Origin of the sequence: Caldalkalibacillus thermarum (assembly GCF_014644735.1) — a bacterium.
GTDB classification, from domain to species: Bacteria; Bacillota; Bacilli; order Caldalkalibacillales; family Caldalkalibacillaceae; genus Caldalkalibacillus; species Caldalkalibacillus thermarum.
This window is the reverse complement of the sequence record NZ_BMKZ01000059.1, coordinates 1-11595: the sequence shown is the minus strand read 5'-3', so window position 1 is coordinate 11595 and position 11595 is coordinate 1. Positions and strand designations below refer to the sequence as shown.

Annotated in this window: 11 protein-coding genes and 5 pseudogenes; 3 read left to right on the top strand and 13 right to left on the bottom strand. The window is 41.6% G+C overall.

Features of this window, described 5'->3' with window-relative positions; all coding sequences use genetic code 11:
* Nucleotides 1–421 precede the first annotated feature (421 nt).
* A complete protein-coding gene (locus IEW48_RS15295) occupies nt 422–829 on the bottom strand; it encodes a gamma-glutamylcyclotransferase family protein (RefSeq protein WP_188624521.1) in 408 nt (135 codons plus the stop codon).
* Nucleotides 830–979: 150 nt separating this feature from the next.
* On the opposite strand from IEW48_RS15295, the gene IEW48_RS15290 reads away from it, so the two are divergent.
* Nucleotides 980–1471 (top strand): DUF4372 domain-containing protein, encoded by a 492-nt coding sequence (locus tag IEW48_RS15290; protein WP_229704083.1) that lies wholly within the window; start codon nt 980–982, stop codon nt 1469–1471.
* Here IEW48_RS15290 and IEW48_RS15285 read toward each other — a convergent pair.
* Nucleotides 1468–2743: pseudogene (locus IEW48_RS15285) on the bottom strand (ISL3 family transposase). The gene IEW48_RS15290 and the pseudogene IEW48_RS15285 overlap by 4 nt on opposite strands.
* A 406-nt stretch (nt 2744–3149) precedes the next feature.
* Here IEW48_RS15285 and IEW48_RS15280 point away from each other — a divergent pair.
* Both IEW48_RS15280 and IEW48_RS17215 read left to right on the top strand, forming a co-directional pair.
* Nucleotides 3150–3797 carry an SDR family oxidoreductase gene (locus tag IEW48_RS15280; protein WP_188624520.1) on the top strand — a complete coding sequence of 216 codons (648 nt, stop codon included), beginning with the start codon at nt 3150–3152 and terminating at the stop codon, nt 3795–3797.
* 495 nt (nt 3798–4292) lie between these two features.
* Nucleotides 4293–4605 (top strand): annotated as a pseudogene (locus tag IEW48_RS17215) (transposase); the annotation flags it as partial.
* 302 nt (nt 4606–4907) lie between these two features.
* Here the strand turns inward: IEW48_RS17215 and IEW48_RS17210 are convergent.
* The 11 genes and pseudogenes from IEW48_RS17210 to IEW48_RS15230 form a co-directional block, all read right to left on the bottom strand.
* Nucleotides 4908–5645: a thermonuclease family protein gene (locus tag IEW48_RS17210; protein WP_229704081.1), complete on the bottom strand. Its 738-nt coding sequence runs from the start codon at nt 5643–5645 to the stop codon at nt 4908–4910.
* On the bottom strand, nt 5590–5832 hold the full coding sequence (locus IEW48_RS15265) for a TIGR04104 family putative zinc finger protein (RefSeq protein WP_229704084.1): 243 nt from the start codon (nt 5830–5832) through the stop codon (nt 5590–5592). Before IEW48_RS15265 ends, IEW48_RS17210 begins: the two co-directional genes overlap by 56 nt.
* 199 nt (nt 5833–6031) lie before the next feature.
* Nucleotides 6032–6360 (bottom strand): annotated as a pseudogene (locus IEW48_RS15260) (transposase); the annotation flags it as partial.
* A 43-nt stretch (nt 6361–6403) separates the two neighbouring features.
* Nucleotides 6404–6541, bottom strand: a pseudogene (locus IEW48_RS17790) (IS256 family transposase); the annotation flags it as partial.
* Nucleotides 6542–6788: 247 nt separating this feature from the next.
* Nucleotides 6789–6947, bottom strand: a pseudogene (locus IEW48_RS15255) (AraC family transcriptional regulator); the annotation flags it as partial.
* 6 nt (nt 6948–6953) lie between these two features.
* Entirely contained in the window at nt 6954–7205 is a 252-nt protein-coding gene (locus IEW48_RS15250) for a hypothetical protein (protein ID WP_188624517.1), read from the bottom strand.
* Nucleotides 7206–7722: 517 nt separating this feature from the next.
* Nucleotides 7723–8460, bottom strand: a complete 738-nt coding sequence (locus IEW48_RS15245; RefSeq protein ID WP_188624516.1) for a PH domain-containing protein — start codon at nt 8458–8460, stop codon at nt 7723–7725.
* A gap of 464 nt (nt 8461–8924) precedes the next feature.
* A complete protein-coding gene (locus IEW48_RS17555; RefSeq protein ID WP_308747487.1) occupies nt 8925–9194 on the bottom strand; it encodes an aminotransferase class I/II-fold pyridoxal phosphate-dependent enzyme in 270 nt (89 codons plus the stop codon).
* Entirely contained in the window at nt 9164–9520 is a 357-nt protein-coding gene (locus IEW48_RS17550) for a hypothetical protein (protein ID WP_308747486.1), read from the bottom strand. Before IEW48_RS17550 ends, IEW48_RS17555 begins: the two co-directional genes overlap by 31 nt.
* Nucleotides 9521–10078: 558 nt before the next feature.
* A complete protein-coding gene (locus IEW48_RS15235) occupies nt 10079–10777 on the bottom strand; it encodes a hypothetical protein (protein WP_188624515.1) in 699 nt (232 codons plus the stop codon).
* A 14-nt stretch (nt 10778–10791) separates the two neighbouring features.
* Nucleotides 10792–11523, bottom strand: coding sequence for a hypothetical protein (locus IEW48_RS15230; protein ID WP_188624514.1), 732 nt, complete (start codon nt 11521–11523; stop codon nt 10792–10794).
* Nucleotides 11524–11595 lie beyond the last annotated feature (72 nt).

The window sequence follows — 11595 nt, the reverse complement described above, 5'->3', positions numbered from 1 at the left end:
TGTCTTTTGCTTTTTAGGGGCCTCTTCATGCCGTTAACAGACGAGCTATTAACGGCATGAAGAGGGATTGGCGAATGTGTGTTTGCCCTCTGAAATTTTACTCATACCCCTGTATTCAATGTTTTACACTACATCTTGGATGTAAACCTTAGTCATTAATCGTAGCCTTATTTTCTTTTTTCTTTCAAGTACATGAGACTGATCGTAACCGAGTAAATGAATAAGAACATGATGACAAACCACTCAAAAATATATACCACCTCCAAAACTTTTATTGTGAAACTCTGTTCCTCAATTAGATTACCATGATGACAAATACAGCGTCAATATAATTTGGGTGAATTTTCAAAAAAAAGAATTCAGACCCAATTCCTTTGTAATATTAGCCATCGCCGTTCTAATAAAACATAAGTCCTAAATCCTATTTTTGTTCCATCCAGTCGCCACATTTTATGAGAGGAAGGTCGCCAGCCTTTTCATTCGTGAAAATATAAACGTATGCTTCAAGCAAATGTGAGCTATTCGAGCGATTGTCAAACACTTTTTGGATCGTACGTTCGTACAAATTATCTTCACCTTCAACATTATAGCCTTCCAGTTCGTTGAGTTGGTTGAGAGTAGCTTCATCAACCACATACACCTCTCCGATCACGCGCTCTGTTGGGTGAGGAACAAGCGCTGGATAACCACAGCCCGTATCGTACAGCCTTCCATTTGTCCAGCAGTTGTCAGCCACTAATGTGGCGTTTTGTAAAAAATGATGGTTATAATCTCCTTTTCGTAACGTTCCATACACAGATACGAGAATGTCATTATAGATTTGAGTCAATATCCTGGACCACTAGTGTTGCATTAATTAAATTTGAACATTCACAATACACATATTGTTCAGATTTATATTGTCCGCAGGACAAAAAATCCTTTACAATGGAAAGCACAGGTGGTTTCCTGTCCAAATCCAATGTAAAGGACCTCTGTTATGGACAAGAATACCCTATTTTCTTCATTTGGTAAATGGGTAGAACCCATCAATATGTTAAATTTTCAAGAAAGAGTTGAAAAAACTCAGCAAGACAAATATGTGAAGAAGCTGACAACGAAAGCGTATCTCCTTCTTATGATTCATGCTCAGTTGCATGAGAAGAAGAGTTTGAGAGATATCTCTGATGGTTTGCTTGACGAGGATTTCCAAGCTGAGCTTGGACTTCAATCCATCAGCGCTTCACAACTATCTAGAAAGAATAACGAAGTGAATACGTCACTGCTATCACAGTTGTTTCTTGATCTTGTTCAAAAAATAGGCTCTTCGCTATTTACTGTGGAATTAGCAAGAAGTAGAGAAGATTATCCTTGTCAACTTTTCATAGTATCTCTATTCTCGGGAGAGCCCTCAAGCCCAAACCGCTTGACCGCGATCCCGAGAATAGAGGTGGATGTTATTAAGCTGACAAAGAATAAGTCCAGCCCTTAGGGCTTAGCGACCACATCTAACTTATTAGCCGTTGCATAAACCATGCTGATGAAGTTTTTGGTTGTTCTATAGCCCCTTGCTTTACGTTTTGATGCTTGAACGAGACTGTTAATGCGTTCAAGAAGGCCATTTGTGATTTTCGTTTGAAACCATCGAAGGATGCCATCCTGATGTCTCTTAAGGGAACGAGCGACCTCTTTGATGGGTTCAAGTTGTGAACGAATAGCCCAGCTGTACCAATCGTTGAAATATAAATCGGCTAAGATTGCCGGATACGTCCAAAAGTCCTGAAGGGCAAGTTTAATCTTATATGCTCTTGCTGTTTTTAGATTTGTATCTTTGAGTTTGATCAGCTGTTCACGCTGTTTAGCCGTAAGGTTTTGTTCGTTTTTCAACCAGATGTATCGTGTCTTTTTTAAGTCATCGACTTCTTTTTGTTCTGCACGACGAACCGTATCTACCGCTTCATTGACCATTTTCATGACATGAAATTTATCATAAGTTATTTTTGCATTCGGAAAAGTACTTTCAATCCCTTTGATAAAAGCGGGGGACATGTCACAGCAACATTCTTCAATTTGTGAAGCAGGTATCCCTTTATCTTTAAGGTGTTCTTTAAACTGAGATCAAACACTGGAGTCTTTGCCTTCAGTTGCAAATAAGACCTTTTTCGTGTCAACATCAACAAATAATGTAATATAATCATGCCCTCTACGGACAGACGTTTCGTCAATGGCCATTCGTTTAACTGTACTCAGATCTAATGCTTGCATCGCACGATGCACATAATAGTGAAATATACGCCATAATCGAGTATCGTGTTCTCGAACTTCTCTGGCAACAGCAGCTACAGGCATTTCTTTCATCAGTGATAAGACATAGGATTCAAATTTCCAAGTAAAGTGATTCTTTGGTCTTGACCACCCTACTTGGACAGTACGTGTTTTTCCGCATTGCTCACACTTCGTCCTCGGAAGTCGAGCGTGTAAGTATGTCTTGTATTCCCAAAAATCCAGGTGTCTCCAAGTTCTATTTTCATCTACANTCCAGGTGTCTCCAAGTTCTATTTTCATCTACAATATCATGGACAGGCTGATGGTAAGCACCGCAATGGGAGCACATAAATTTACTTCCCCGCGGGAAGTCTAGATATATATGCAGTATTTCATGTTCACGATCTAATAAATGTGAACTCACATACCAAGGTTGCTCAATGTGCAATGCTTCTTGAAGCACATTTAACACATTTAATTCTTTTTGAAAATCTTTCATTTGACCATACCTTCGAAAACTTTGTTTTACTAGCAGTATGGTCAACTATTATTTTTCTCAAATCCATATGATTTAGCGAGGAAGCTTGCAAGCTATGTTTAAAGAACGATATGAGATATAAGCTTCATCATCCTTATGCCATTTTAAAAAGTTCGAAAAACCTGTCAAGGGGCTCGTATACACTTCGCCCTTGACAGAACCTTCTGATACTTTTTCATTAGTAATTAAGAATGATGAAGATCTAAATATATAAATATAGTCACGATTCCAGAGGTGCCCTACGGGCTTACACAAAATTCTTGACGATACCTGCACTTATGAGATAAGGTATAAGAAACCATAAGCATGTAAATATATATAAGTGAATAATGTCTAATCAAACTACAATGATAGGAGAGTAACGGGTATGAAAGTGTTGGTTGTTGGAGCCAATGGACAAATTGGCCGGCACCTCGTTCGGTTATTATCTAACAGTAGGGAACATGAAGTACGGGCGATGGTCAGAAATGATGAACAAGCCCAATTTTTTCAAGAACAAGGAGTAGAAACTGTGGTGGCCGATTTGGAAGGCACTGTCGAGGAAATAAGGAAAGCAGCAGAGGGATGTGAAGCCATTGTTTTTACGGCGGGATCTGGTAGTCATACAGGCCCGGATAAAACAATACTTGTTGATCTTGACGGAGCCGTAAAAACGATAGAAGCAGCCGAACAGGCTAACATCAAACGGTTTATTATGGTCAGCGCTCTTTCTGCCCATATTAGGGAGAAATGGAGGGAAGGGATAAAGCATTACTTTGCAGCAAAGCATTATGCAGATAGAATGCTGATGTCTAGCCAGCTCAATTATACGATTATCCGCCCCGGTCGCTTGCTTAATGAACCGGGAACAGGAAAAATTTCTGTCGGGGAACAACTTGAGAGAGGATCGATTCCACGTGAGGATGTCGCTGCCACCATTGTCGCTTCACTGAATGAGGAAAATACTTTAAAGCGGGGGTTTGACGTTATATCAGGTGAAACACCAATCACTGATGCGCTAAAAAACATGTCATGAACCGGCTGAAACAGGGAGCATCGTATGCGTTTGACTGTGCTCCCAAATTTTTTCTTAGGGTTCTTATTCTGCACCACTTGTTCCCCATTAATGTAGTCCATTCTTGATTTCCTCTAATTCATTTGAGCATTTTGAATTAAATAGAGCCATTGAAATACAAAGGATTTGAGGTCCAAATAAAGGACTTCACCCCTTCTTGGAGAATATTTCAAGTGACCAAACAAGAAAAATCAAGAAAGGATCTATGTATATTCTCCAAGAAAGCCTGTTTTCCTTCGAACAACTGTAAAAATTAGAATCTCGTGAGAGATTGCCTCTCTTTTTTAGCATATGGACTTACATCCATATGCTAAAAAGTTGAGAATCGCTTCACCCCGGGGCGCAGCCGGTCACTGCCGCCAAGAGATTTTAAGAGCTTTACTCGTCGCTCTACTGGAAGGCATTGATACCTTTACAACCTTCCGTTAAATTTACGCAATGAAAAGGAACCCCCGAAAGGTGGATCGTCCATTAGGTATGGCGGCCTGCTCATCTTCGAATCTATGGCATGGTGGTCAAAATCCGACCGGAAGAAGACTTAAGACGATACAGCCGTTCACACCATGACACCCAACAATGGAAAGCGCTGTATAACGAAAGAACATCCGTCGAGCGGTGTATCTCTCGCATGAAGACCTGTCTCACAGCGAACAGACTGCATGTGCGTGGGATACAAAAAGTAAAAACACACATCTGCCTGAATGCGATTGTTTTGCTATTAAGTGCACTGATAGTAGCCAAGCAAGGTCAGAAAGAAGCAGTAGCATAGTAAATTGTGTCAAGCATACTGGAAATGACAAGCCCGCATATGGTGGGGAGGGGAAAGCATACCCTCAATCACCTCAGAACAATCGCTTTACAACCAATTATGGTACTTGATGCCAAACTTTTTGTTACCTGACGGTAAAAATGTTATTTTGCAAAAAGCTCAGATAATAATCTGCAAAATAGATAACCAGTTTGTGTTTTGATTACGGGAAAATAATCAACTCATAGGTTTGCGTTAGAAGATTGACTTCTAACAATCATTAGACCAACAGGCCATTCTTCGGGAAAACTTTCAATAATAGCTTATAAACTTTCTTTTTCCTCTTGTTCAGCTATGTGATCAGGTACAAAACCGTACCTATGACTATATAGATAATTTGCTTGATTAATGGTCTCAATGGCTTCTATTTCAATTGGAATAACCTCTTCTAAGTTTTCTACTGAAATATTGTTTGGAAATTCTTCATTGTAGGTAAAGCCCTGAACAGAATCAAATTCACTGGAAACAGCATCTGATGATTGTAATGACAAATGATCATTATAAAGTAGACTAATGGTTACTATAAAAACTCCAACCACGATACCTGCAAAAAACGCAAAACCTGGCCGAAAATTTTTCTTTGTTTCAAATTCTGTTTTGTTATAATGGAACGTATTTGTTGTTTGATCATCAGTCACTCTATCTTTATTTTCTGATGCTTTATCGACGTAGACAAGGACACGACCGTAACGATCCCGTTCGGATACATCCAATTCCAACCTCACTTCTTTTCCTTCCAACATTTCCTTTGCAAACTCGGACGCTTCGGGGCCAAACAGCTCTGTTGGTTTAGATGAATGAACCGTTTCCGGTGTATCAACAAGAATTAACCGGACTTTCTCTTCTTTTCCGTTGATGTTCGCTACAAATGTGTCACCATCTACTACCCTGACAACACGGGCTGGAAGGGTGTTCGCAGGCATATCAGCTTCGTCATTTTCACTACTACCAAAGAGGTTCCTCTTGATTAGATAATTCAATAAAAAACGGCCAAATTCCAATCATCAATAAAGAACTCCCTATCAAAATGATTATCGTGGTTAAAGATGATGCATCAAATATTATCGGAAGAAGAAGTGTAAGGGGAGGTACAAAGCCACATAAACTGCTCCTTCTTCTTGATTTTGTTGTAAGATATTGCTTTTTTTCACAGTACGGACATCTCATACTTGCGTCCAACGTAAACATTCTTTTAAACGTTTGATTCCAAGTCCATCTTTCTCCACAGTTTTGACAGACGGGCATCTTCATCAACCCCCTTGGTTTTAGCATATACTTTTGACATTGTGTTGTCAGAAAACGTATGTTCTATTGCTTTTTGTACCACAATTCCTCAACTGCTTGTAGTGGATTTGAGTCAATATCCTGGACACAAAAAAGTTAAGTTTTAAGCCGAATGTTTCAAAAGATCTTCCACTTCCTGAGGTGTTCTGTAACCCAGGCGGCTATGGATTCTTTTACGGTTATACCACCCTTCTATACATGCATTGTCATAAGGACATCCCTTTCGGCTGAATGACTGTATGATGCCCTGAGATTTGACATATTGCTCAAATGCTTCACTCGTATATGGTGTCCCCAAATCCATGTGCAGAATAAGCCCGCGTTTAGGCTGCATCACGAAGCCAAGTAACACCATCCATCTTTAAGGGTATGAATGTAGGTGATATCGGCGACCCACTTCTCATTGATGGTGTTGGTGGTGAAATCCTGTTTGGGACTTAACTAAAATGTGTCCATGAAACTATACTAACACCAAACGTTGATAATAACCATTTTTGCAGTTAGGTTCATGAGGTCTTTCGACCTTTAAAAAGTTTTCAAGCTCCTCTCTCATCATGAGCTCAAGTATTTCTTTAACAAATGCTCTTAACAAGTGATCTAGTTGATTTTCTATTCCGGAATTTGTTACACTTTATACGATAAGGTAGGGTACTCCTTTCTCTTATGGAATCTGGACAATTCCGAGGATACCCTGCCTATTTTTATTTTTTCAAATGCTTACACAAAATATTGTACGTCATCCCGGTGCGATCTCTGTCAAATGTTGATAGATATATTCCGGAACGGGCGAAGTGAAAATAAAATCTGGACAAGTTTCGGATCTGTTCCAGGTATCTGTCAGGCTGTTTAGACCAGCCCCGTTATAAACTGATGAAGGGATTGATCCCTAACACAGTTAAATCATCATGGAAGACAGGAGAAAGATTGGCATTCCTTTTTTGGGCACGGGCTGCATACTCTGTGGGGGAAAGACCCATTTGTTTTTTGAACAGCCGGCTGAAATAATACTCATCCTGGTAGCCAGCTCATGAGCGACTCTTTAAGAAGGCCTCCATCCAATTGTGAGCCTGGGTCAAGCGCAAATGGTGAATGTTTAGCCCAGACTGACCGGCTAGAGAGCTGCGTAATGGTTCTTCACCTGTCCATTGAAAGCGGACCAGCACAACGTGAGCTTTTTGGGTTGCACGATTATAGATGGTGCATATGCTTTCTGCCGGAAGCAAAAATAACGTCCCACTCTCAAGCAAGGCAGATGTTTCTTGTTGACTGACGTACAAGCGGATGCCTACACCCTCCTGATTGACGTAGCCAAACCGATATTGCTCTTCATCAGTAGCCAGGTCAATGAATCTCCTGTTTCTATTTTAAGCTCCTGTGCGTCCAAGTAATGTAAGCTAGTACAAGGTAATGCCATCTGCATGCCTCCCGACCATTGCTTCAATTTCGATATTAGATGATAATAATTATCATTATCAACTCTAATGATCATGACCGTTTTTTCAATATCATAAAAAAGGATAGATGCTCTTTAGGAGAACATCGTATCCCCAGTAATTGCAAATTTTTCTAAAAACAAGGATCAATACGAGCCCATATACAGCAAATACAGACTATACTTACGGTCAGAATCCCAAATATGACATTGAAATAGATATATCTATGTTTCTGAGTCCTTTACGGTCTTTGTCTCCCCAGGTTATCCTCATTTCCAGGTCATATTCCGGGAGCTTTATACGTTTATATTCCTGTACGCTATACCCGTTTTCGGCGGGACCTGTAATTTTTCCTCTCCTCTTAGCCAACTTGCAGTTGGGCACGCAAGGTCTTGTACCACTCATCCAGCTGTTCCTCATCCCCATTAAGCATGATCCGCCGCTTTTCCGTTTCAATATATAACACCGGAGACGGTTCACCACGGACAAACAAACGCACAGCACCATACCCTTCAATCAGGAAATCTCCCTTCAACAACCCGCGCACAGCAACACCATTGGTCTTCATTTGAACGGGCGGCAGACGATCTAAGCGTTCCACCTGTTCAACTTCTTCCAAAGGTATGGTGACACCATATATCCCTGAGATGTGCAGTTCTTCCTGGTCAATACTGACCATATGGGGCTGAAATGACCAGACCAGCAACCCAATTATCCCGATCAATATTACAGCGCTGATGCTCCCTGTCAGCACATAACCTCTCTTCTTCTTATGCTCCACTTCATAGCGCTGAATATAAACCATGCCGCCTAAGACATGTAAAGTGAGAACCGAAAATCCTACTTCCATCACCCACGGGATCCTGAACAGACTTAGGACAAATGTAGCCAATAATATAAGTGTAGAAGTTAACAGGAAGCGCTTGACCGCTTGTGTATACCCGTTTTTGATCAGATGTTCTTGCTCTTCTTTGGGCCGGTTGGCAAAGCCGCTGATCAATGTATAGTCTTCATACTTATACATTAAAAAAGTTATTCCACCGACAACGAGGAGTGTCCAGCTCATTACAATAATATACACAATCATTCCCGTTGACATCTTATTCCCTCCGCAATGACCTGTTCATCTTGCGCTAAAATAGCTGCTTGTTTTAGCTTCCTCTTAAACCACAGCTGTTAATAATACCATTCCTTTGGGCACAACATAAGACAGCCCGGGAAGGTTTGCTTTCTCTAATTCATTGAGCATCAAGTCATCCGTGCATAATACACGTCAATCAGCTTGTCAATATGACCATCCAAATCAAAACCCCGGCATAAGTAGTATAAAGCTTGCTGTGCCAATGAGTTCGAATGAAGGTCATTGGCTTGCTTGGCTTGTGACATGATGCAGATTATCTGATGAGGGCCGACGATCCAACCTGTTCGCTAAGCTGGAGCGGCTGTTTTAGAAAACGTGCTCGTGTACAACACATGGGTACCCTCATCAAGAGCAGCAATCGGCCAATATTTGTTCATCCTTGTGAAAATGAATATCACTGTACGGATCATCTTCAAAAATAATCACATGATATGTTTGAGGGAGTTTCGTTTCAAGAGCAGCTTGCGCCTTTCCGGCGACCATACTTTTCCCGTTTGATTGGAAAATGTTGGCACCACATAAATACATTTTGGACGGTACCGTTTAATTTTTGCCTCCAAGTCGTCGGGAAGCATACCGTGCTCATCCGACTCAACGCCAATAACATGGGCTTCATACGATTCAAACACTTGCAATGCTGCCAAGTATGCAGGGTTTTCGGTTAAGACGATATCTCCCGGATTAAAGAACACTTTTGAAAATAAATAAATCGCTTGTTGTGATCCGTGGTTAGCAAAACCTCTTCTGCAGTGTACCCTGAAATGCCTTTTTTCTTCATGCGTTCAATCAATATTTCCCGAAGGGGACGGTACCCTTCTGTTTCAATGTACTGTAATGATTTTTTGCCTGAGGAAAACACTTTTTCAAAGGCCTCTTTAATTTCTTCCATCGGAAATAAATCTTCTTCGGGCAAACCACCGGCAAATGAAATCACATTTCCCTCGCTGACTACTTTTAGAATCTCACGAACCGCGGATGATTGCAAATGACGAACCCGCTTAGCAAAGGCATACTTCATCATGGCCACCTCGGTGCAAAAGCTCAAAATTTTTTAAACTAAATAGTACAACATTTCGTTATAAAGTCAATATGTTTTGGCAGAAAAAGATCCCGTGTTTGGGCTAGCTCCTGCTAATATAGGAACGGCTTGTCTTATGACCAACCTTTATTGCTTTGTTCAATATGGCCCATCGGTGCTCCGCTAAAGATTTATATCCTGAATCCGTGACATATGGACGGGATTGATTTAAATGTTTGCCACATGATGACTTATAGACATTAAAATGATCACAAAATATTTGATTATCACCTTAATCCCAATCCACTATGGGCTGTTAATCGTTCATGAGAGGCTTTAATCATAAACCGCATCCTTTTCACCTGCCAGGTGGGAGAGTCTGATTATACTTATTCCCATTGTACCAAAGCAGGTGAGGGATTAATAGATGAATCCTCACGGATTCAGGTTGACCAAATCAATTCCATTTTCAGACTGTGCAGGAAGTGAAGGGAAAAGGGGGCGGCGGTGCCGCCCCCTGTAACACTCAAGAGCAACGAGGGTCAGCCGGCTAACGAGCTACTGTCCAACCCAGCGGATGGGCAGATTGTCACTGGCCTCAAGTTCAATATGCTGGGGCAGGCGGATATACAGGGCACTGGCTCCTGGGACAGACACTCCCTCCATATATTCCGGAGTACTGAACTGTTTGATCGTAAATGCCTTACTGAAGTGAGCCAGCCGCACCTCTTGATGATCTGGAAAATGGATGAATAAATGTTCTCCCTGTAAGTCAACGCGAGGAGGGTCAAGTTGATCAGTCAGATCGATCCCCTCGATTACTGTTGGTGTCATGATGTAACGCACCTCAATCGCTCCCTCAGTGTCATCTGTTTGTTCAACGATAAGTTCTGAACTTATTTCTTCGGGATAAACCTTATTCAGCTTAATATAGAGACGTTCAACATATGTTTCGAACCGCCATTGTTCCCGAAAGTCATCTTGCTCAAGCTCTGCGAGTTTGCCTTGCTCTACAGCCCGGTAAAAATCTAATCTGCGCTGTTCTGCTTCCTCGTAGCTGATCGTCCTCAGCTCAGAGGTCTCCTTTATAGGCAATCCATAATAGAGCGCCAGGGCGAGCAGCAAGATCAACAAGTATGCACCACTTAACCATTTGAGACGGTTCAGTGTCCAGAAGCGGTTACCCCTTTTCAACAAGCGTTGTATCAAGATGATCATCAGAACGAGAATCACAATTAACAGCAGTAAACTCCACACAACCACAACCCCCATTATTGTCTCACCTCCAGCCGGTTGGAAATCAGTAGGGCAGTGCCAAACAGCAGGCTTGAACTGGCCGCTACTTTGATGACAAAGATAACAAATGAATCCTCATTTGTGAAAAATTGGGCCAGAATGATCATAATTGGTAATTTGGGATTTCCTGTATCCATGAAAAACATGGCTAACACTAATGCCGGGAGTACAAACTTAACGACCTTATGCAGTTGTGAGAGCATACCGGCCAAGAAGCCAACTGAGCTGAGGAGAATCATGTACAAACTGGCGGCGGTCATACCGAGCAGCAGTTCAGGCAGTGAATGCGTCTGTTGGAATACCAGATCCTGAGTGAGGATGTACCCAGCCACCAGTTTAAGGACAAACCCGCACAACATGGCTGTGACGCCCCCAATCACACTGGCCGTGAGCAGAAAAAGGATATTGGACAAATGACTGCTCATCCGGTTGGCGACAAACACAAAATCGGCGTCCCGGTAAGGTCGGGTGGTGACCGTCACAGCAATAATAAATACCCACATCAAGCTGAAGATAATAATGAGATTGGCGGAGAAATGATTCACATGAATATAGATATGATCAAAGTAGGTTCCGATCTGGCTCACTCCATTAAGAGAAAAGAGTAATCCTAGCAGCTGCACGGCAATTAATGACCCAAATGCGGTAAAATAGGCATGCAGTTTGTAGCGGTAGTATGAGTAAAATTTCAGAGGGCAAACACACATTCGCCAATCCCTCTTCATGCCGTTAATAGCTCGTCTGTTAACGGCATGAAGAGGCCCCTAAAAAGCAAAAGA

Bases quoted from the DNA above. Each gene is read 5' to 3' on its own strand.
- IEW48_RS15290 (WP_229704083.1), top strand. From the start codon at position 980: ATGGACAAGAATACCCTATTTTCTTCATTTGGTAAATGGGTAGAACCC.
- IEW48_RS17550 (WP_308747486.1), bottom strand. From the start codon at position 9,520: ATGAAGTATGCCTTTGCTAAGCGGGTTCGTCATTTGCAATCATCCGCG.
- IEW48_RS15230 (WP_188624514.1), bottom strand. From the start codon at position 11,523: ATGTGTGTTTGCCCTCTGAAATTTTACTCATACTACCGCTACAAACTG.
- IEW48_RS15280 (WP_188624520.1), top strand. From the start codon at position 3,150: ATGAAAGTGTTGGTTGTTGGAGCCAATGGACAAATTGGCCGGCACCTC.
- IEW48_RS15265 (WP_229704084.1), bottom strand. From the start codon at position 5,832: ATGTTTACGTTGGACGCAAGTATGAGATGTCCGTACTGTGAAAAAAAG.
- IEW48_RS15245 (WP_188624516.1), bottom strand. From the start codon at position 8,460: ATGTCAACGGGAATGATTGTGTATATTATTGTAATGAGCTGGACACTC.